This window comes from Tenacibaculum aquaeponti, from assembly GCF_057221555.1.
The window spans coordinates 1,106,178-1,128,262 of record NZ_CM170147.1 but is presented as its reverse complement, the minus strand read 5'-3'; the positions used below and the strand labels follow the sequence as shown (position 1 = coordinate 1,128,262).

The following is a 22,085-nucleotide window of genomic DNA, read 5'->3' as shown; positions in this document are numbered from 1 at the left end:
TAAAAATCATTTATTTATGAGAAAAATTTCAATCAGCATTATAATGCTGCTATTGTCCTTATTTGGTTATGGACAAGAACCAAGTTCAAGTTTATTGAGTAGTTTAGAGTTACCAGATGTAGCTCCAGTTTCACCTGAAGCAGCGAGTTTAGGTAAATATGGTGATTTACCAGTAAATTTAGCTTCAGGTAGGATAAATTACACTATTCCGATATTTACAATTAATGTAGATGGCTATAAATTACCTATATCTTTAAGTTATAATAACGGAGGGTTATTGGCTGAAGAAGAGGCAAGTATGGTTGGGTTTGGTTGGACTTTAAATGCAGGTGGAATGTTAATTCGTCAAATGAGAGGTAGACCAGATGAAGATCTTTGGGGATATGTTTCAGGAAACATTGGAAAAGATTATGTCGTACCTTTTGTAAATCATGGTTTTAGTAATATGACTACAGAAGAAAGAGAGGTGCATTTAAATAATTTCTTTAGAAAAGTATCAGACAAAAGGATGGATACTCAGCCAGATAAATTCATAATTAAAGCAGGAAGCCTTTCAGGTAACTTTTTTCACAATGAGAGAGGAGATGTTGTATTTAATCCTCATAAAAATTATTTAGTTAATAAACCTAATATTGATAGTTATGAAATTATAGATGACAATGGAATTATTTATGACTTTGGTTATCCAGAAACAACTATTTCTGAACCAATTACTAATAATGAGCAAGTAGCTCCTATAATGACATATAAATCAGCTTGGGGCTTATCAAAGATTAGTTTTCCAACAAATCAAAAAAGTATAAATTTTGAGTATGATAAAGGAAATGATTATCATAAACTTGGACGTTCAAAATCTTATCGTGAATTATTAGTAGGTAGTGCCTCTAATTCAGGAGTTTCTACTACTTGTTCAAGTAATCAGCCAGTGAAAACTAGTTACATAAAAACAACTGTTTTTTCAAAAAATCAAATTTCTAAAATTACTTTTCCAAACGGAGAGTTGCATTTTGATATTCGTAATGCCCAAGCACCTATAGGATCACTGAATTCAACGAATACTTATTTGAATAGTATTAGTTTATATGATAATAATAAGAAGAAAATCAAATCTTATGTATTTGTTTATGATAATGTAAAATCAAATCTCAAGTTATTAAAAAAAATTGAGATTTATGGAAATAATGATTCACAATATAAAGAATATAAATTAGATTATTATGGTACACCTCCAATTATTATAGACCCTGATAATCAGGATGTTTGGGGGTATTACAGTACAGCTTCTTTAAATAGTAATTTAGGAAACAGATTATTAAAAAGAAAAGCTGTAAACTTTAATACATCACAATTAGGAGCTTTAAAACGTATTACATATCCTACAGGAGGTTATTCCGAGATAAATTATGAACAAAATAAAGTATATGAAGTTCCAAAAGAATGGGGAGATATTGGTATTGAATATTCCTTTGACACTACTGTTGAAATTTTAGCTACAAAATCAAATCCAAATCCTCCATCAAAAGATATATATTTACCTTTTGAACAAACAGTAAGTGTTATAGCAAGTGCGCAAACAGGAGTATCAGGAATCTGCGAAGCAAGAGCTTCTTTTAGTTATTATAACCCAATTAAAGAACCTTATAATTTTGGATTAAATGTAGCAGCAAGTAATGAATATGATCAACAAAGTAATACTACACCAAACCCAAATAATTTTGGTTACTTTAAAGAAGTTCCAATTAATACTCCTTTGCATCTTGAGGCATTTTTGGATATCTGTACATCAAATGCTTCCGGATCTGCAAATGTGATCTTAAAGTATAATAAAATTAGACAGAGTATCCCTGTTGGGGGAATAAGAGTAGTTTCTACAAAAGATTGTGATGGAGAAGGGAATTGTATTTCTAAGGATTATAATTATGTAGAAGATACTGGTTTTTCTAGTGGTAAACTTTTATCAAAACCAGTTTATTATAATGATATTCATATAAATGGAGGTAGTGGTGCTAAATGTTTTTATCGAGTACATGGTTCTAAAAGTAAAATACCATTGGCTAGTTTTGAAGGTGCACCTGTCCTTTATCCACGTGTAGAAATTTATCAAAACGGAACTACAAATAATGGAAAAATAGTTAAATATTTTACTTTTGAAGAGAATCCAGAAATTAAAGATCCTTTTCCACCGAAAAATTTAAAAGACTGGAAGAAAGGATTATTAAAAAGAGAAGAAGTTTACTCTAAAGTTAGTAATGATTCTTTAGAACCAATAAAAACTATTGAAAATAATTATAGGAGTGTACCCATACCATCAACAACACCTTATGTAGATTCACAAGGTTTAGCAATATCACAATTTTCTTTTGGAAGTAACGACACTACAACTTCATGGTTTATATTTTCTGACTATAAAAACTACCCAGAGTTTTACCAATTAGCATCAACAAAAAATATTTCACAAGGAGTTACTACTACTACAAATTACAACTATGATACTCACACAGGTAATTTAAAAGAATCTTATACGGTTAATAGTAAGGGTGATATTTTAACTACTAATATAAAGTATGCAAATGATGTAGGTAACTCTGATTTAATTTTAGATAATCGAGTTAATGAACCTGTAGAAACAGAAACAAAGAAGACAATAGAAGGAAATATCATTCCTTTAAGCAAACAAAATACGATTTATAAAGACTTTGGAAGCGGATTGTATTTACCAGAAAAAGTACAAACAAGTAAAGGAACTCAAGCTTTAGAGGATCGAATAGTTTATCACAGTTATGATAACAAAGGAAATCCGACAGAGGTTAGTAAAGCAGAGGGAACTTCAGTGGTTTATATTTGGGGATATAACCAAACCAAGCCAATAGCTAAGATAGAAGGCGCTACTGAAGCAGAAGTGACTACAGCAATAACTTCATTATCTGATATCAATTTTAATTCTTTATTAAAAATTCAAAATTTATCAAATCAAGATGATGATAGAACTTTAGGGTTTAATGGAAAAGAAGGGTATTTAAGAAATGCGTTACAAAGATTAAGAGAATCATCAGTATTGGCTAAAGCTCAAGTAACAACATTTACTTACGATCCATTAGTTGGGGTTACGAGTATTACTGATCCAAGAGGCGAAACGGTTTATTACGAATATGATGAGTTTAATCGTTTAAAATTGATTAAAAATTCAGATGGTCATATCGTTACAGAACACCAATACAACTACAAAAACTAAAAAGAAGATGAAAAAGTTATTATATATACTAGGTTTGGTAGTGCCTATGTTTGTATTCTCCCAGAGTGCAAATGAGAACTATGTTGTTACTAAAACATACAAGGAAGCAAGAACAACGCCATTAGAAGGACATGATAAGAATAAAGTAATGACCAATATTCAGTATTTTGACGGTTTAGGTCGTTTAAAACAAAGTATTGGATTAGAAGCGGGAGGGAATACAATTTCTAGTAATGCGATTCCTTTAGATTGGACATCAGGAAACACAGGTCCTACTAATTTTTATACAGCAGGTACTACTTCAGAGAATAGAATTATTTCAGGAGCCACGCCATTTGGCGGAACAGATTTATTATGGGAGTGTATACCAGATGCTGCATATAACTTTGATGGTGGTTGGAACACAAGATATTTCACGATAGATAATACGAAAACCTATCGTTACAGTGTTTGGGTAAAGAAGAATAAAGTAGGATCGGGAACAGGTAGAACTTATCATGGAGCAAACAATGTAAATAACTTAAGTGGAACGCCTAATACTAATCCTTACTTTTGGAATGGATTTTTACCCGAAGCTAATAAATGGTATTTAATGGTTGGAGTAATCCATCCAGATACATATACTGGAGGAGATACAGGAGAAAGTGGTTTATATGATACTAATGGAAATAAAGTTTTAGACGGAGTTGAGTTTAAGTGGAGTAAGACAGAAACAAGTATACGCTTACGCAATTATTTATATTACAGCACAGATACCAGTGTTCGTCAATACTTTTGGAGTCCATTATTTCAAGAGATCGATGGAAGCGAAGCTTCTTTAAATGATATTGTAAACCGATCATCAACCTTAGTAGGCGAAGAGAAAATAAAGGATATTGTTACTCATGTTACTTATGATAGTTTAGGTAGACAGAAAAAAGAATATTTACCCTTTACAAATGATTCGAATAATGCGAATATTCGTACAGGAGATGTTGGATTAGCTACACAAACATATTATGGTCAGAAATACGCTAAAGATTTTGCAGGTGTTAATGTTCCGGGAGAAATCAATTCGTATTCAAATAAGAGTTTTGATGGTTCTCCATTAAACAGAGTTATAAAACAAGCGGCACCGGGAACGGATTGGAAATTAGGGAATAATCATGAAATACGATTTGATTACCAAACTAATGGAAATAGAGATGTAAGATTGTATTACGTTACCACTACTTTTGCCAATAATACTTATACGCCTACAATTCAATTAAACACATCCAATAACAGTGGTTATTATAATGCAGGAGAGTTGTACAAAACAATTACTAAAGATGAGAATTGGACATCAGGTCAAGTACACGCAAAAGATCATACTACCGAAGAGTTTAAGAACAAGCAAGGTCAGGTTGTATTAAAGCGTACTTACAATAATAATCAGTCACATGACACATATTATGTATATGATGATTATGGAAATTTAACTTATGTAATTCCACCAAAAGCAGAAGGAACAGTTGCAAAACCAACAGCAATACAGTTAAGTGAATTATGTTATCAATACAAATATGATAATAGAAACCGCTTAGTAGAGAAGAAAATACCAGGTAAAGGTTGGGAGTATATTGTTTATGATAAGTTAGATCGTCCTGTACTAACTCAAGATGCGAATTTAAAGGCACAAAATAAATGGTTATTTACAAAGTATGACAAGTTAGGAAGAGTTGTTTTCACAGGTATTCATACAACAGAGAGTTTGTCAAGAATTCAAATGCAATCAAGAGTAAATACAATAAATGACACAAAAAAAGAACAATATGTAAGTAGAGTTTCTTCTGAAACAGATTATTATGGGTCTTATTATGATAATATAAATTATCCTAATGTTGGTCTTGAAACACATACTGTAAACTACTATGATGACTATGTTGCTTTACCATCAGGATTTACAGTACCAACAAGTGTATATGAACAAAGTGTAACAGTAAATGTCAAAGGATTAGCTACAATTACCAAAACAAGAGTATTAGGTGTTAATATCTGGATTACTACAATAAGTTATTATGATGAAAAAGCACGTCCGATTTATGTGTATAGTAAGAATGATTATTTAAACACCATTGATATTGTAGAAAGTAAATTAGATGATTTTACGGGTAAAGTTTTAGAAACGAAAACAACACATATCAAAACAGGAAAAGATCCAATTGTAACTATCGATCGTTTTGAATACGATCATATGGATCGTTTAGTGAGTCAAAACCAACAGATAAACAATCAAACTTCAGAACGTATTGTAAAGAATAATTACGATGATTTAGGACAGTTAGAAAGTAAGCTTGTAGGAAACGGAACTAAAACTGGTTATAAAGATGTTACAAGTGGATTATCTATTGTAGATAATACAATTACAAAAACAGGTTCAGGAGGATGGTATCATGGACTTGCAACTCAAGGAAGTATAAATGGAGATGGTTATGTTGAGTTTCAATCTTTAACCATAGACAAAAACCAGATGATAGGTTTATCATCGTCAAATCCTAATGCAAGTTATTCGTCTATTGAATATGCTATCTATTTAAGAAGTAATAGTGTTATATCAGTCTATGAATCTAAAGCCCATAGAGGATATTTTGGAAATTACTCTGTTAATGATATTTTCAGAATCGAACGTATAGGTAATAGAATTCACTATAAGAAAAATGGAGTAACATTTTATATTTCAGAAAAAACATCATCAGGTTCTTTATTAGGAGATATTTCTATGTTTCATACTGGTGCAAAAATCAAAGATTTTAAAATAGTTGATAACAGCAAAGGATTACAAAAGGTTGATTATAAATACAATGTACGCGGATGGTTAACAAATATTAACGAAGACGTGCATAATGACAATGATTTGTTTAACTTTAGCATAAAGTATAACGATTCAGATGTGGAGCTAAGCAAACGTTTATATAATGGAAATATCGCCCAAACTCGTTGGCAAACAGAGAATGTAGATAAAACCACAAAAACTTATGGTTACTCTTATGACGCGTTGAATAGAATTACAGCAGCAGTTTACACTCCAGATCAAAAATATAATCTTTCTGAAGTTGAATATGATAAAAATGGAAATATTACATTTTTAATAAGAGAAGGGTATATAAATGATAGTGCTACAGTTTTTAGTACTATGGATGAATTAATATATCAATATGAAGGTAACCAATTAATAAATATCTTAGATGACGGAGACAAAGATCATGGGTTTAAGTATGTAGAGAATGCTGACGATTATGGTTACGATGCTAATGGAAATATGATTTTTGATGGACATAAAGGTATTACAAATATTACCTATAATCACTTAAACTTACCAACTAAAGTAACTATTGGAGGTAAAGACATAGATTATACTTATGATGCAGCAGGTATGAAGTTAAAAAAAGTTGTAGAAAATATTACTACAGATTATGCTGGCAACCACATTTACGAAAACGGAGTATTACAATTCTTTAACCACCCAGAGGGTTATGTAAAAGCTGATGTCACATCGAGCGGAGTCGAGATGAATTATGTATACCAATATAAGGATCACTTAGGAAATGTAAGACTATCATACACTGACAATAATAACGATGGTGTAATCAGTAGACCAAGTACCACTCTTTTCTTCGATGATCTTGAAAATACACAAGGATGGGATAGCCAAGGAGCATTATATGGTGGTTCAGCTACTATAGATACAAGTAAATCTATTTCTGGCACAAAATCAGCAAGGTTAGAAGGAAATGGAGATGTTTTTGCGCATAGTAATGTATGGATTCCCATTAATAATAGTTCTGCTACACAATATCATTTTTCAGGTTGGGTATATATGGATGCTCCAGCCGAAGGCGGTTATGCACGCCTCATTCTTTATATGCATAAAAATGGAGAAACCAATTATTTTACCCAAATAGCAGATGCTGGAAAAGTAAGAACATCAGGAAAATGGGTGTATGTAGAAAAAACGGTTAGTGTACCAGCAAATATCAAGAAGTTAAACTTACGCATAGGTACCTATACTAATGGTGCTAAAGTAACAAGTTGGTTTGATGATTTACGAATCTCTAAAGTAAATGCCAATAGTGAAATTATAGAAGAATCGAATTATTATCCATTTGGACTCAAACACAAAGGGTATAATAATGTAGTGTCAGCCCACGGAAATAGTACGGCACAGAAATACGATTATCAGGGACAAGAGAATAACCAAAGTCTTGGTTATAATATGCATGAATTTGAGTTGAGACATTATGATGCTGCTCTTGGTAGATTTGTGACAACAGATCCTTATGAACAATTTGATAGCCCTTATGTAGCTATGGGAAATAATCCAGTAGTATCGTTTGATCCAGATGGAGGATACTGTTTAGACGCAAACGGAAATCAAATAGCATGTCCTGATGATGATATTTTTAATGATTATAGAGATAGTGAAGATAACCATACTACTATATTAGATGATGTTGATTTAGATGCTGGAACAACAAGTGCACCAGAAGGAGCTACTGGAGAAGATGCAATGTATAATCAGTTTGGAGATAAATTATTATTAGATCAAATAGATTTTAGTCAAGTATATAAACAAGAAACTGATGAATTAATATTTAGTATGCATCAAGCTACAGGTCAAGCTGCAATGGTTATTACAGAAGTTGCTTTAGCTATAGCTCCAGTTCCTGGTTCAGGTTTAGCAACAAACTTATTAATAAGAGGGATTTCTAAAGTCGCTACTAGAAGTGCTTTAAGAATAGGGACTTCAAAAACTTTATTTCCTATAGTTAGAAGTATTGGAGCAAAAGGGAGTAAGATATATAATGAACTAGCAAAATTAGGCAATAAGGCTGCTGGATCAAAAGCAAAACAAGCATCTGCATTATTGCAAAAGATGGCAAAAAAAGCAAAATTAACAGTAACTAACGGTGGTAAGCATAAATTAGTTCATAATGAAAATGGTAAATTGGTAACTACGATACCTCATAGTCCACATTCAAAACATACTATAAAGCAAATAGCCAAAGATATTATGGAAGAAGCAGGTTTTTAAATAATAAAAAGATGGAAGAAAACAAAAATAAATCAGAAACTTGGTTGTTTCAATTTGTCCTAGAAAATGAAAAGGGAGAATTTATTGATGTAAAAAAAGCAAATGAATTGATGAGTCATATTATAGAGTGGGTTGAAAAAAATAATTGCCAAATAGGAGGAGCCTACAAAAAACCTAAATTAGAAGATTTAGATAATATATTTCCACTAGATAATTGATGTGGTGCGAGGCCCCCAGCTGGCGCGGGGTGTGCTATGAGAGAATCGAAAGATTCTCGTAACTAAAAATAAGATGGTAGTAGGTCTACCGATATCGGCTTACAGGAGCGGGTATCAAACTGCCGGGCAATCTCTACACCCGATCGCGCGGATTTACAATCCGTGCCGAGTAAGAGTAAGCAAGAACAGTAATTAAATATAATAACCACAACATTTTAAATGAGTGTTGTGGTTTTTTTATGTTATACGTTTTTGAAGGTCGTATTTAAGTAAAAAAGAATCTAATAGCTCTTTAACTATATTTTTTTTGTCTTCAGGTAGCTGTTCTACTCTTTTAAATTGTTTTAATAACTCACGATCATTTAAAAAAGCTTCTGCTTGTTCTTCATTAGAGCCACTTATTAAGAAGTCAGAAGTAACACCGAGTGTACTAGCTATCTTCGATAATACTTCACTAGAAGGTTTAGCGCCTTTGCTTTCATAACGTCCCCCGCTAGCGCCCGAATCCTTTCGGGTGCCAAGTATGAGAGTAAGCAAGAACTATAATTAAATATATTAACCACAACATTTTTAGAAGTGTTGTGGTTTTGTTATTGTGTTTATTAGATAAGTTTATAATCACTCGACAGAGTCGAGCGACAGCGAAACAAGTAAAAAACTTATATAAGGAGTTAATAATAGGAATATCAGGTTAGATAAGAAGTTCCAAAAGTTATATTTGATTTAGCTTAAAAAAGCTTTAAATTTTGAAGAATTTGAACACGGTATGCCCCGCTAGCGCCCGAATCCTTTCGGGTGCCAAACAAGGTAAGCAAGAACAGTAATTAAATATACTAACCACAACATTTTTAGAAGTGTTGTGGTTTTGTTATTGTATTTATTAGATAAGTTTATAATCACTCGACAGAGTCGAGCGACAGCGAAACAAGTAAAAAACTTATATAAGGAGTTAATAATAGGAATATCAGGTTAGATAAGAAGTTCTAAAGGTTATACTTGATTTAGCTTAAAAAAAACCGCTAGCGCTCGAATCCTTTCGGGTGCCAAGCAAGAGTAAGCAAGAAAAATAACTAAATATATAAAACCATAACAGTGAATGTTATGGTTTTTTGTTTAGTTCAATTTTTATATTTTAGTAAAGCTATGAGTAGAAAATATAAATTCCATAACGGATCAGGTATTTATTTTGTGTCTTTTGCTACTGTATATTGGATAGATGTATTTACAAGACAAATTTATTTCGATGTATTAGCAGATAGTATAAAGTATTGTAGAGAACACAAAGGTTTGGAGCTTTATTGCTATTGTTTTATGCCAAATCATGTACATTTTATATTCAGATCTACAAACGAACAACCTATGGAATTATTAAGAGATTTTAAGCGGTACACATCAAAAAAAATGATTGAAACGATTCAAGATCATTCACAAGAAAGTAGAAAAGAGTGGTTATTGTGGATGTTTAAAAGAGCTGGAAATAAACAAGGAAATGTAAATAAATATCAATTTTGGCAACATCATAATAAACCTATAGAATTGTGGAGTGCAAAAGTTATTCAGCAAAAAATAGATTATATTCATAATAATCCAGTAGAAAGCGGTTTGGTAGTACATCCAGAAGATTGGAAATATTCTAGTGCTAGAAATTTTCAAGAAGATCATACTGTTTTAGCAATAGACAGTATTGGATTTTTGTAACTAACAAGGTTTAGTCATTCGACAGAGTCGAGCGTTAGTAGCATTATTTCTCTATCACATTTTCTTACAGATAAATAGAAATAAACTGTATTTATTTCTGGAATGTTTTTTGTGGTGAAGATTTTTAAAATTTAGCCATGAAAAAAAGAAAGTGCCCTAGGCAAAAAATGAATCATTTTTTGCCAATTATAACTTTTGTATTTGTTTGTTCCATGTTTTCTTTTTCTATTTATTATACTCCAAAATGGAATTTTAAATGGAAAGGAATTAGAAATGAAATCAAAGATTCAATTATCGCTTTAGATACTTATGGAACAATTACAGGGAGTGCAGTAGGTTATGCAGGAAGAACACCGCAACAATTTTATAGACAAAAATGGATATTAAAAAATGCTACATCAAGTGAGTTGTATAGTTTATTAGATTATCCAGATGGAACTGCAAAAGCCATTGCTTATGAAGGATTAATGTACAATCCAAAAGTAAAAAAGTATCCTTTATTTAAACGATCATTAAACGACACGCTAACATTTGTGTTTTTTCAGTACGGCTGTGAAGGTTCTGGAGCTATGCTTTCAGATTATGTGATTAATTTTATAGCTAATGTCGATAAAGAAGTTCCTCCAAGATATAATCCACCAGAAATAAAACTTTCAGAAGATGAAAAGGATGAAATTTTAAAGCTCTTTTATAAAAGAAAAGCAAAAGAGAATTATTACAAGAAAGAGTTTTATAAAACCTTAAAGTAATTTTGAGAGCATACTATATTGATGTCGTTTTTTTACTATTGAACATTATTTTTTCGATTCATATTTGTGATATAAAAACAAAAACAATGAAAAAAGTAATTATAATTCATTTAGAAATTAAACAAGAAAGTAGAGAGACCTTCATAAAAGAAACTTTTTCATTAACATCAAAAAGTAGAGAAGAAAAAGGATGTTTAGAATATAATATTTTAGAAAATTGTTATTCAGAAAATAAATTTATGATTTATGAAGTTTATGAAAATAATAAAGCTTTTGATGATCATAAAGAAAGTGACCATTATAAAAAGTATATCAATTTTGTTATGCCTATTTTAGCTAAAGAACCTGTAATAGATATTTATTAATGTATTCTAATACATCTTATTTACCAGGAAAACCATTAGAAAAATATATAGATCGTTATTATCTTTTTGAAAAAGAGGATAACGATTTATTTCAGTTACCAAAGATTTTACCAGGTACAGGTTTAGAGTTGGTTTTTCATTTAGAAACAGCGTTATCTATAAACAATATTATATTACCTCAAGCTCATACGATCTGCCCAAGAGAAAGTTTTTCTTTCGATAAAACAGATAAAGCTTCTTTTTTATCAGTTCGTTTTAAAAGTGGAAGGTTTCGACATTTTACTAAATGGAGTTTTTTAGATTTAAATAATCAGTTTATTTCAGTAGAAAAACTCTGGGGAAATACTGGAAGTGAATTGGTCACAGAATTGAAAAACCTCAAATCTGTTGAAGATAAAATTAAATATATCAATATATTTTTATTGAAAATGTTCAATGAAAATTACAATTCAGATGATGAAAAATGGAATCCAATTATTGATGAATTGTATTATCAATCTAATGCTATTAACCTAGCAGATCTTTCTAATAAACTACAATTAAGTGTTCGTCAATTTCAAAGAAACTTTAAAAGTCAATTTGGAGTTACTCCTAAGAAATTTCAACAACTAGCAAGAATGCAAAACATTGTAAAAAAAGGATTATTGAATAATGATAAGAATTATTTAAATACGATATATGATAGCGGTTATTTTGATCAAAGTCATTTCATCAAAGATTTTAAAACTATGGTAAAAAGAAAACCCTTAGAATATTTTAATGAGCAGAACTTTAAAATAAATTTTTACCACAAGTCTATAAGTTCTAATTAGAATATAAAATTAAGGCAACACCAATCATAATTCCTGCCAATGGTAGTAATTTTTTACGTTTATTCTTTTCTTTAAATAAAATTCCACCCAAAACTACAGCTATAATTAATTGACTTCTTTTAATAGCCGATAACAACATAATTAAGGCTTCAGGATCTTGTAATGCTTTAAAGTAAAAATAATCGGCAGTTTGCAATAAAATTCCAACTGCAGGAATCGACCAACGCCATTTAAAAGCCTTACGTTTTTCAATTTTAGGAAACCAAATAATACTTAAAATAATGAAGAGAATAAGTATACAATAAAAACAGAACCAGAATTGTAAAGTTTGCGGATTCAAATGAATTTTTTGAATTAAAAACTTATCGTATAATCCACTAGAAGCTCCTAAAAAAGTGGCGCCGATTATAGCATAAATCCATTTGTTACTTTTAAAAATTATTCCTTCTTTTTTTCCTACTTGAGAATATAAATACACAGAAAAAATAATTAAGAAAAAACCAATCCATTGATATAAATTTGGGCGTTCTTGATATAAAAATATAGCTCCTAAAAAAGTAAAAAATGGTCCACCAGAGCGAATTGGAGCAACAATTGTTAAAGGTAAATGTTTAAGTGCTTGATAAGCTAAAATCCATGAAGAACACATAATCATAGATTTTATAAAAATGTAACCATGTTTTTCTAAAGGAATATCCTGGATTAGAAAACCAGCTTTTAATGTTGCTTCTGGAAAAAAATGAGTTCCAATATAAAAAGGTAGTAAAATTAAAAGTCCGCTAATTAAAGTCCCCAGTAATACAGGATAGACTTCATTATTTTTTACTGCGTGTTTTTTGCATAAGTTGTGTAAACCTAAAAATAAGGCAGCTAAAAGGCCTAAATACATCCACATAATTCCTGTAAATTTTGCTTTTCAGGCTGCAAAACTAGTTATAATGTATGATTTAGACCTTAATTTTTTAAAGTTTTAAAATTAAATCACACAAGCGTTATCGTAATTTAAAGTCCTTTATATACCATTTTTATATCGCTACGCTTGTAAGGTGAATTAGCCTCTAAAGGAACTTCTACAAAACCATATTTTCTGTAAATATATATAGCATTTTCTAACAAAGTATTTGAGTAGAGTAGGAGCTTATTGAATTGTTCTTGCTTAGCAAATTCTATACATTTAGTAATTAATTTTTGCCCAATTTTAAGACCTCTATGTTCAGGAGAAACAGCCATTTTAGTAAGTTCAAAAGTTCCGTTTTCATCAAGAGGCATTAATGCTACGGTTCCTACAATTTCGCCGTTTAATTTTGCAAAAAATATGTGTCCACCTTTATCAATAATATATTGTTTTGGTTTTCCTAAAACTTCTTCATCGAAAGGTTCTACATAAAAATAAGTCTGCAACCATTCAATATTTAAATCGTAAAAACTAGAGGCAAACTCCTCAGAGAAGTTTATAATTTCTAGTTGCTTTTTGTTGTTTGCAATGTAATGTTCCATAATAGCATCACTAAATTTTTTTTGAATAAATTTCTTTTCTAGTTTATTAATATGTTCAATTAAAGAGTCTGATGTAATTCTTGTATAGTCTTTAATAGTGTACTCTATACTTTTCCATAATGGTTGAATTTGCTCTGCTAATTTTTTTCCTTTCTCAGAAAGAGCAATTAACTTTTTACGTTTATCATTAGGATGTTCTTTAAGGACAATCAATCCTTTTTTATCAAGTTTATTAATAACTTGTGTAGTTGCTGGTTGAGAGGTTTTTAAACTCTGATTTATTTCTGTGTTTGTCACTTCTTCTTTATGAAGAATAATTTTAAATGTAGGAAACAAATACGGATCAAAGTCAAAACCAAAATGATCGTAAACTACTTGAGTATCTTTCATCATGTATTCACTTAATCTCTTTAGTCGAGAACCTATACCAATTTCACCAATTCCTTGTAAAGCATCCATATTAATATATTTAAATATATAAGTACTTATGCAAATATATAAATTTTTCATATTACAATATAAAAGAAATAAATATCAAAATTTATTTTCCATGGAAAATATTTTGTATCTTTGTAGTGTAAAATTTTTAAAATGAAAACAAATCAAATTATTTTTTATGCATCTACAGGATTATTAACATTGTTAATGTTGTTTTCTGCTGGGATGTATTTTTTTAATCATGAATATATTGTAAAAGCATTTGAGAGTATGGGATATCCTACTTATATTATTTATCCTTTAGCAATAGCTAAACTTTTAGGCTTAGTTACAATTTGGTTCATTAATAACAGATCGTTAAAAGAATGGGCCTATGCCGGTTTTTTCTTCAATACTTTATTAGCGTTTTTTGCACATATAATGATTAAAGATGGAGAACAAATGGCAGCAGCAATAGGTTTCGTTTTAGTATTAATTTCATATAATTTTAATAAAAAAAGATGGGAAAAGTAATAGCTTTTGCAGGAAGTAATAGTAAAAATTCAATAAACAAGAAGTTAGCAACATTTGCAGCAAGTTTATTAGAAAGTAATGAGTTTAAAGTTTTAGATCTTAATGATTATGAACTTCCATTATACAGTATTGATGTAGAAGTGGAAAATGAATTCCCTGAAGCAGCAATAAAATTTAATAATGAATTAGCAGAAAGTGATGCAGTTATAATTTCATTAGCAGAACATAATGGAAGTTATACGGCGGCATTTAAAAATCTTTTAGATTGGGTATCTAGAAAAGATAAAACTGTTTTTAAGAATAAGCCTGTTTTAGTTTTAGCAACTTCTCCAGGTGGTAGAGGAGGCGCAACTGTATTAAATACAGCTTTAAATAGTTTTCCTCATTTTGGAGCAGATATTAAAGGAAGCTTTAGTTTACCTTCTTTCAATGATAATTTCAAAGAAGATAAAATTGTAGATTCAGATTTATTAAATCAATTATCAGAAGCAGTTAAAAATTTAGAGTCAGCATTGTAAGAAATGGGAGATATTAGTAAGGATATTCATTCGACCTTCGATAACCATCGAGTTAAAGCTTTTATCAATATTAAATACACAGCAAATTGGATTAATACTAAAGAGGTAGAGTTTTTTAAATCGTATGGTATTTCGCCACAGCAGTATAATATTCTTAGAATTTTAAGAGGAGCAGCAGATAAAATTAAAGTTCAAGTTGTAAAAGATCGAATGGTAGAAAGAGCTCCTAATGCCACACGTTTAATGGATAAGTTGGTCGATAAAAATTTAATTCATAGATCCAAAGGAGAAGTAGATCGAAGAGAAGTATACGTGGCTATTTCAGATGAAGGTTTATTGTTATTAACCGAAATAGATAAGGAAATAGATACATTAAATCCTTTAGATCGACTTACTGAAGACGAGGCTGAATTATTAAGTGATTTATTAGACAAAATAAGATAAATAATTATGCGAGTAGAAAAGTTTCCAGCAAAAACTCGTGGTTTTGTAAACCATGGTTGGTTGCAAGCGAATTACTCTTTTAGTTTTGCGAATTTTTATGATCCTAAAAGAACAAATTTTGGAGCATTACGCGTTTTAAACGACGATTTAATTGCTCCAAGTATGGGATTTAGTACGCACCCACATCAAAATATGGAGATTATTACAATCCCATTAAGTGGCGTACTAAAACATAAAGACAATACTTCTAATGAATGGTTGTATGTACATCCTAATGAAGTTCAAGTTATGTCTGCCGGAACAGGTATTTATCATTCTGAAATGAACGGTACTACTGATAAATATTTAAGTTTATTTCAAATCTGGATTATTCCTAATCAAGAAGGAGTTTCACCAAGGTATAATCAAAAGGACTTTAAAGTTGAAGATAGAAAGAATAAACTTCAAGTTTTGGTCAGTTCTATCGATGATGATAATTTCGATGGTTTAAAAGTGCATCAAAATGCTAAACTATCAAGAATAGATTTAGATGAAAATAATGAGTTTATTTATAAATTATCTTCAGAAAATAATGGAGTTTATGTTATGAATATTTCAGGAGAAATAAGTATTAGTGATGAAGTATTTTCAGATAGAGATGCTGTTGGAATTTCCGAAACTTCTTCGTTCAAAACTAAAGCAAAAACAACTTCAGAATTATTATTTATAGAAGTACCTATGGTATTTTAATTTTTAATAAAATTTAGAAATAAAAATCAACCTAGTTTTTAGGTTGATTTTTTCTATAAAATAATTATTCGTTAAAATTAATTGGGGGGATTTTTCTCCTGTTTTTAGGGAGAAATATTTTTTCTTTTTTAGTGTTTTACATGTCTGTTTATTAGTTGTTTACATGTGGTTTTTTTGTGTTTTTAAAATTAGGTTTGATAACGTTTAATCAAATCGAAATGAAGAAAATAAACATTAACAAAGCAAGTAAAGAGGAGCTAGTGAAAATTCCGGGTATAGGAAAATCAGCAGCCGAAAAGATCGTTAAATTCAGAGATTCAGGCGGAGTTTTGAATTCTTTTGAAGAAGTAAAAAAAGTAGGAGCAGTTCGTAAAAATTATGATGAAGCTTTAGCAGAGGCTTTAGTTTTTGATGATATTGCAGTCCCCAGTAATCCTAAAATTCCAGGTTTACCAACAACACCTCCTATTGTAATAGCACCAGATCCAATTCTACCAGCAAATCCAACGCTACCATTGCAACCATTACCTTTTCCAGTATTTGAATCATATAAGTTTAAGGTGAAGCTAGAAGGTATTAATGATGAAAAATTACCTAGCTTAGTAGGATATAAACTGGTTGTAGGTTATCGAGTAGGAAACTATATAGGTGGAGGAAAAACAAATTATGTAGAAAAAAGCAAAACATTTAATATTGGAAATACTCCAATTGTTAATGTAAGCTTGGTTAAACCTTTTCTATCTGCGAGTTTTTTAGAAGATAATTTTAATTTATTGATTTTAGATGATGAAGGAAAGGCAATCTACGATTCTACTTTTCAAATAGATGAAGCAGGAGAAGTAGAAATAGGTTTACCTGTTTTTTTGGAACAAGATTTAAAAGTCAATTTAAAAAAAGAACAAGGTGTAAACTATGAAGGTTATAAACTAAAAGTTACTTCAAAAACGAATAGAGGAGTCTCTGGAATTCAAACTCAATCTCAAACATTCGACATAAATTCTCAAAGTAGTTTAGATATATCTTTCGATAATTTTGGTGAAGTAGAAGAACTTACTTTTGAAGCTTTTGCAGCTACTGGAGTTAAGATTTTAGAAGAAAAATATGATTGGTCAGATATCAATGAAGTTGGAGGAATTAAATCATTAACTATTAATTTACCAAAACCTAGTGAATTAGCTTATACAATTCAATTAGTTGTAGATCCAGATGAATTAAACAATCCATATTTAGATCATCGTTTAGTACTAAGTTATGATATAAAAGATTCTAACACCTTAGATTTTGTAAAAAGAATTGAAAAAGTATTTGTAATAAATGCTTTAGGACAGGCTAAAGTAGATTTAGATTATTACGGAATTATTGATAAAATGGAGTTGCAAGTAAAAGCTCCAAGTGGTGAAGTAATAGGAAAACGTACCATAACTATTCAAGATATTGATGCTAATAATGAGGTTGAAGTAAAAGTTCCACCTAAGCAATTAGCAGGAGTAGATGGAATTGAAACTTTACCAGAACGTCCTAAAAAAACATCAGGAAGAGTTATAGATGCAAAAGGAGATAAAAAATTTAATGATGTTCAAGTAATTATTTATGCTGCAACAAAGGAAAATCCTGAAGAAGAAGATTTCAGACCTATTGTAATTGCCACTACAGAAGCTGAAGGTTATTTTGTAATAGATACACCAGTAGGATATTATACTGAAGCTTTTGCTAAAGTTGGTATTCCAAAAAAAGGTCATAATGAAGCACAATCTATAGATGTAACTATAAGATTAGAACGAGATAAAGTTGTAACTGTTGATGATGGAGATGTAGAGATTGTTGAGAAATTATTTTTTCCTGCAAATGTAATTTTAGTTGTAGATACTCCAGAAGAAGATGAAGAAGATTGCGATTGTAACGATTGTGGTTCTTTAGATTTCCATTCATACAAACGAGTAGTAGATGAGTTTTCATTCTATACTGTTGTTAGAACTACTGAACCAGACATTAAAGGGTATACTTTAGAAGAAGATGGAGATATGTCTGTTCAAGATGTAATTAATATAATTCCTTCTTTAGAAGTAGAATCATCTAAAAACTCAAGTATAACTGCAGATTTCAGACAGCAAAAGATTAGTAAAAATATTCTTTTAAAGTATCTAAATGATAAAAAGGGAGTAACATTTACAACACTAACAAAAGCATTAAATGAAAGTAATGCTAAAAAACTTAGAGGAAAAATATTACCTCAAAAACAAATTAAAGCTGTAGGTCGTCATGTGTTAGATATAAATACAGCTATCGATTGGGATGAAGAACCAACAATTTATCAAGCAATAACATTGTCGCATGGACATTTACTACAATTTAAACAAGAATGGGTAAATGATGGTTATGGAATGGGAGATTTATTATATAGTTTACCATTAGCTCCAGGACAAAAGAAACAAATTGTAGTTTACGATTGGGAAAGAAGAGAATCTGCATCAAGAACAGAAGCTTTAGATTACCAAGAAAGTTTATATAACTCATTAAGTAGAGATAGAGATATTAATGAGATTGTAAGAGGTTCTTTACAAGAAAATGTACGAGGCGGTTCAACAGCTAAAAACTCTGCATTTGGAGCTGGTTTAGGTATAGGAGGAATTTTTAAAGGAATTGGAGCTTTATTAGGAGTAGCCGGAGGTTCAAGTAAAGCAAGTTCTAGTGCTTGGCAAAATTCTTCAAGAACAACAGCTTTAAATGATTTACAACAACTAAGAGATAAGACTGTACAGTCTGCAAATTCTGTAAGAAGTCAAAGAGGAACTGTAATTCAAACAGCTGCTCAAGGAGAACGTTTCACGGTAGAGTCAGAAGTAGTAGCAAATTATAATCATTGTCACTCTATGACGATGCAATATTTTGAAGTGTTACGTCACTTAAAAATCCAACAGCGTTTATCTTCTGTTCAAGAGTGTTTATTTATTCCATTAATTATGACGCCATTTGATAGTCAGAAAATTTTAAGATGGCGAGAAGCTTTAAGTCGATTTGTATTTAGTAGAAGGTTAAGAAGAGGTTTTGATGCTATTGAAAGAATTGATAATGATTATGAAGGAAGTGATTTACCAGAAGGAACTTTTGCTGAAGAGAATTTAAATTTTATTGAAGGAGGTTTAAATATAAAGTTCGATATTCCTAGTCCATCCGATTTAACACTCTTAGAAACTAGAGATAAAATAAAACAAGCTTTAGCACCAATTTTACCTTTACTTGGAAATATTGATGCGCATATAGATAGGGTTTTTGCAGCAGAAGCAAATAAAAGAAATGAAATTTTTTATAATTATATAGCTCCGGAATTAGCGGCTGCTTTTGTAGAAAATCTTAAGATTGAAGCGGTAATTCAAACAGGAAATGATGGTAATGAAACAACAGTTCAATTACCTGTAGATACTTCTTTAATTACTCGTTTCCAGAATGGAAGATCACATTATGTAACATTACGTCAAAACGATCAATTAGACGGAATTTCTAGAGAAAGTATTAAAGCAATAAACATAACTAAAGCAGCAAATGTTACTTTAAGTGGTGGTCAAAGTTTAGCAGATACTTTGCCAGGAAATACCAAAATAACAATTACTTCAGGTAATATGCGTTACCGAACAGAGCATTTCTCTGGTACTTTGTTCAGAAAGTCTAGAATTTTAGATGATTTGGTAGGTTATGGTTATAATGACGATTCAGAAAAAGTAAGAATTGCTACTCCTTTAAATAGAGCTGAAATGAGAAATCCTCGTAACGAAGATTTAGAATTAGCTAACGCATTACAAGATCATTTAAATGATAATTTAGAGCAATATCATAAAGTAATTTGGATGACAATGAGTGATGAACGTAGATTTATGTTCTTAGATGGTATTCAAGTTACAGATTATTCTGATACAACTAATTATCCTGGAGGGATTATTAGAAGTGTAGCTTCTGTGGTAGAAAACAGAGTTATTGGTATTGTAGGAAATAATTTAGTAATGCCAGTAGCACCAGGTTTCAGATTAGACCCAAATACCAGAGGAAGAGATATCGATTTACTTTCATTATACCAGCCATTAACACCATTAGAACCAATTAATGTAAGTATTCCAACTAAAGGAGTATTTGCAGAAGCCGTTATGGGTAAATGTAATAGTTGTGAAATTAAAGAGGAAGATAGGTTCTGGAAATGGGAAGAGCATCCAATACCAGATTCACCTACAGCGATAGGTACTATTAATACGGATAGTAGACGTAGTGAACCGTTAAATACAACACCAACTAGTTTCCCTAATCCAATTGTAAATATTCAAAATGCACCAGATGCACCAAATCCAACAGGAATAGCTGCACTTCAAGATTTATTAGGTAAACAATCGTTTAAAGATATTACAGGATTAGAGCAAAATCAGAAAAATGCATTAGAAGCTTTAAAAGCGTCTTTATCTACAGCACAAGCATTTGGAACTAAAGCAGGTGATATGGCTGCGCTTGGAGCACAACTTGAAGCAATTAAGAAAGCGAAAGAGAATAAGATGTTAGATCATGATAAAGCAAAATCTTTAACAGAAGAAGCTATAAAATCTTTTAATTCTGGAAAATCATCAAGTAAAGTACTACAAGGTTTAGAGCAAATGAAGAAGGTTGATGAAATGAAAAAATCAGGAACAATATCAGATGATAAAGCGAAGGAAGTAACAGATGCTATTTTAAAAGGAATGAGTAAAGAAACTGGTTCTAATGAAAATGTAAATGATATTATGGAAAAGAGTTCTAGTTTATTAGGCTCTGGAGCATTCAATTCATTACAAGCAAAAACAACCAATCCTGATGGTTCTAGCTCTGAAATTTTATTAGCTAGTAATGGAAATAATGGAGTATTAATTCCTTTAATAGCTCCTAATAATTTTGATGAGTTATTTAAAAACGCTAGTAATCACAGAACCACTACTGTAGGTGCTGGAATTAAATTGAGAAAATCTCATAGAAATCTTACTTCAGCTGAATGGACTCAATTTACAAACGCAATTACAGCATTAAAAAATAAACAAAATGCGAATGGAGATCCTGTGACTGCTACAGAAAATAGGTATCAAGACTTTGTGAAAATTCATCAAGATGCAATGACAATGGCTAATATGGCAATTGTAAGAGCTCATGGATTAATGCTAAATCACCAAGGATTAAGTAATTTTTTAGCATGGCATAGAGCATATTTATGTCTTTTTGAAGATGAGTTAATTGCTGAAGGAGGTATTCCTTTACCATATTGGGATTGGTATAATGATCAAAGCGTACCATCAGAGATTTCAGTTGCAACAGATTTAACAAATTGGAATGTAACTAGAAATGTTGGAGGAGACACAACTCCTGAAGGAAATGGTAGATTCTTTGGAAGATTTAATGATAAATCTGAAATCGAAACACATTGGAAATCTAATGTAGACAACCCAGATTGGGCAGGTTTTCAAAGAACATTTGAAACTCCAATTCATGATAGAATTCATGTATATATTGGAGGAGATATGGCGACAAGTGGTTCTCCTAATGATCCTATTTTCTGGATGCATCATGCGTTTATTGATAAATATTGGGCAGATTTCCAAACGATAACTAACAATAAAGTTCAACCAAGTAATACGAGTGATAAATTAGAGCCTACAGGAACATTTAACAATGTAACTGTACAAGATATGATAGATTATAAGACTTCTTGTAAATATGAATATGAAGAAGCATTTTTTATCCCAGTAATCACTGGTCCATCTAATAATAATGGTACTGTAATGGCTTAAAAATTTAATTATTTGTTTGTGATTAAA

At 30.7% G+C, this 22,085-nt stretch carries 15 protein-coding genes; 12 read left to right on the top strand and 3 right to left on the bottom strand.

Features of this window, described 5'->3' with window-relative positions:
• Positions 1-16 precede the first annotated feature (16 nt).
• Genes AC2TEO_RS04980 through AC2TEO_RS04970 form a run of 3 tightly spaced genes read left to right on the top strand, consistent with a single transcriptional unit; the run spans position 17 to position 8,503 of the window.
• Positions 17-3,232, top strand: a complete 3,216-nt coding sequence (locus AC2TEO_RS04980) for a hypothetical protein (RefSeq protein WP_442267056.1) — start codon at positions 17-19, stop codon at positions 3,230-3,232.
• A gap of 7 nt (positions 3,233-3,239) precedes the next feature.
• Positions 3,240-8,285, top strand: a complete 5,046-nt coding sequence (locus AC2TEO_RS04975; RefSeq protein WP_442267055.1) for a DUF6443 domain-containing protein — start codon at positions 3,240-3,242, stop codon at positions 8,283-8,285.
• A gap of 11 nt (positions 8,286-8,296) precedes the next feature.
• Positions 8,297-8,503, top strand: a complete 207-nt coding sequence (locus tag AC2TEO_RS04970) for a hypothetical protein (RefSeq protein ID WP_442267054.1) — start codon at positions 8,297-8,299, stop codon at positions 8,501-8,503.
• Positions 8,504-8,740: 237 nt separating this feature from the next.
• Here the strand turns inward: AC2TEO_RS04970 and AC2TEO_RS04965 are convergent, their stop codons facing one another.
• On the bottom strand, positions 8,741-9,040 hold the full coding sequence (locus AC2TEO_RS04965; protein ID WP_442267053.1) for a helix-turn-helix domain-containing protein: 300 nt from the start codon (positions 9,038-9,040) through the stop codon (positions 8,741-8,743).
• A gap of 606 nt (positions 9,041-9,646) precedes the next feature.
• On the opposite strand from AC2TEO_RS04965, the gene AC2TEO_RS04960 reads away from it, so the two are divergent.
• From AC2TEO_RS04960 to AC2TEO_RS04945, 4 genes are all read left to right on the top strand, one after another.
• Positions 9,647-10,201 carry an REP-associated tyrosine transposase gene (locus tag AC2TEO_RS04960; protein WP_442267052.1) on the top strand — a complete coding sequence of 185 codons (555 nt, stop codon included), beginning with the start codon at positions 9,647-9,649 and terminating at the stop codon, positions 10,199-10,201.
• Positions 10,202-10,338: 137 nt separating this feature from the next.
• The gene (locus AC2TEO_RS04955) at positions 10,339-10,950 is read left to right on the top strand and encodes a hypothetical protein (RefSeq protein WP_442267051.1); all 612 of its coding nucleotides are present in this window, start codon (positions 10,339-10,341) and stop codon (positions 10,948-10,950) included.
• Positions 10,951-11,036: 86 nt separating this feature from the next.
• The gene (locus AC2TEO_RS04950) at positions 11,037-11,315 is read left to right on the top strand and encodes a putative quinol monooxygenase (protein WP_442267050.1); all 279 of its coding nucleotides are present in this window, start codon (positions 11,037-11,039) and stop codon (positions 11,313-11,315) included.
• The gene (locus tag AC2TEO_RS04945) at positions 11,315-12,127 is read left to right on the top strand and encodes a helix-turn-helix domain-containing protein (protein WP_442267049.1); all 813 of its coding nucleotides are present in this window, start codon (positions 11,315-11,317) and stop codon (positions 12,125-12,127) included. Before AC2TEO_RS04950 ends, AC2TEO_RS04945 begins: the two co-directional genes overlap by 1 nt.
• Here the strand turns inward: AC2TEO_RS04945 and AC2TEO_RS04940 are convergent.
• Both AC2TEO_RS04940 and AC2TEO_RS04935 read right to left on the bottom strand, forming a co-directional pair.
• On the bottom strand, positions 12,120-13,022 hold the full coding sequence (locus AC2TEO_RS04940; RefSeq protein WP_442267048.1) for an EamA family transporter: 903 nt from the start codon (positions 13,020-13,022) through the stop codon (positions 12,120-12,122). The genes AC2TEO_RS04945 and AC2TEO_RS04940 overlap by 8 nt on opposite strands.
• Before the next feature lie 107 nt (positions 13,023-13,129).
• Positions 13,130-14,083, bottom strand: coding sequence for a bifunctional helix-turn-helix transcriptional regulator/GNAT family N-acetyltransferase (locus tag AC2TEO_RS04935; protein ID WP_442267047.1), 954 nt, complete (start codon positions 14,081-14,083; stop codon positions 13,130-13,132).
• A gap of 132 nt (positions 14,084-14,215) precedes the next feature.
• On the opposite strand from AC2TEO_RS04935, the gene AC2TEO_RS04930 reads away from it, so the two are divergent.
• The 5 genes from AC2TEO_RS04930 (at position 14,216) to AC2TEO_RS04910 (ending at position 22,058) form a co-directional block, all read left to right on the top strand.
• The gene (locus AC2TEO_RS04930) at positions 14,216-14,575 is read left to right on the top strand and encodes a DoxX family protein (protein ID WP_299681813.1); all 360 of its coding nucleotides are present in this window, start codon (positions 14,216-14,218) and stop codon (positions 14,573-14,575) included.
• Positions 14,563-15,093, top strand: coding sequence for an NADPH-dependent FMN reductase (locus AC2TEO_RS04925; RefSeq protein WP_442267046.1), 531 nt, complete (start codon positions 14,563-14,565; stop codon positions 15,091-15,093). The genes AC2TEO_RS04930 and AC2TEO_RS04925 overlap by 13 nt, the downstream gene beginning before the upstream one ends.
• A 3-nt stretch (positions 15,094-15,096) precedes the next feature.
• Positions 15,097-15,537, top strand: a complete 441-nt coding sequence (locus AC2TEO_RS04920; protein ID WP_442267045.1) for a MarR family winged helix-turn-helix transcriptional regulator — start codon at positions 15,097-15,099, stop codon at positions 15,535-15,537.
• A 6-nt stretch (positions 15,538-15,543) separates the two neighbouring features.
• On the top strand, positions 15,544-16,266 hold the full coding sequence (locus AC2TEO_RS04915; protein WP_442267044.1) for a pirin family protein: 723 nt from the start codon (positions 15,544-15,546) through the stop codon (positions 16,264-16,266).
• A gap of 218 nt (positions 16,267-16,484) precedes the next feature.
• A complete protein-coding gene (locus tag AC2TEO_RS04910; protein WP_442267043.1) occupies positions 16,485-22,058 on the top strand; it encodes a tyrosinase family protein in 5,574 nt (1,857 codons plus the stop codon).
• The last annotated feature ends 27 nt before the right edge of the window (positions 22,059-22,085 follow it).

Coding starts and splice junctions, on each gene's coding strand:
- AC2TEO_RS04980 (WP_442267056.1), top strand. CDS start 17: ATGAGAAAAATTTCAATCAGCATTATAATGCTGCTATTGTCCTTATTT.
- AC2TEO_RS04975 (WP_442267055.1), top strand. CDS start 3,240: ATGAAAAAGTTATTATATATACTAGGTTTGGTAGTGCCTATGTTTGTA.
- AC2TEO_RS04970 (WP_442267054.1), top strand. CDS start 8,297: ATGGAAGAAAACAAAAATAAATCAGAAACTTGGTTGTTTCAATTTGTC.
- AC2TEO_RS04960 (WP_442267052.1), top strand. CDS start 9,647: ATGAGTAGAAAATATAAATTCCATAACGGATCAGGTATTTATTTTGTG.
- AC2TEO_RS04955 (WP_442267051.1), top strand. CDS start 10,339: ATGAAAAAAAGAAAGTGCCCTAGGCAAAAAATGAATCATTTTTTGCCA.
- AC2TEO_RS04950 (WP_442267050.1), top strand. CDS start 11,037: ATGAAAAAAGTAATTATAATTCATTTAGAAATTAAACAAGAAAGTAGA.
- AC2TEO_RS04945 (WP_442267049.1), top strand. CDS start 11,315: ATGTATTCTAATACATCTTATTTACCAGGAAAACCATTAGAAAAATAT.
- AC2TEO_RS04940 (WP_442267048.1), bottom strand. CDS start 13,022: ATGTGGATGTATTTAGGCCTTTTAGCTGCCTTATTTTTAGGTTTACAC.
- AC2TEO_RS04935 (WP_442267047.1), bottom strand. CDS start 14,083: ATGGATGCTTTACAAGGAATTGGTGAAATTGGTATAGGTTCTCGACTA.
- AC2TEO_RS04930 (WP_299681813.1), top strand. CDS start 14,216: ATGAAAACAAATCAAATTATTTTTTATGCATCTACAGGATTATTAACA.
- AC2TEO_RS04925 (WP_442267046.1), top strand. CDS start 14,563: ATGGGAAAAGTAATAGCTTTTGCAGGAAGTAATAGTAAAAATTCAATA.
- AC2TEO_RS04920 (WP_442267045.1), top strand. CDS start 15,097: ATGGGAGATATTAGTAAGGATATTCATTCGACCTTCGATAACCATCGA.
- AC2TEO_RS04915 (WP_442267044.1), top strand. CDS start 15,544: ATGCGAGTAGAAAAGTTTCCAGCAAAAACTCGTGGTTTTGTAAACCAT.
- AC2TEO_RS04910 (WP_442267043.1), top strand. CDS start 16,485: ATGAAGAAAATAAACATTAACAAAGCAAGTAAAGAGGAGCTAGTGAAA.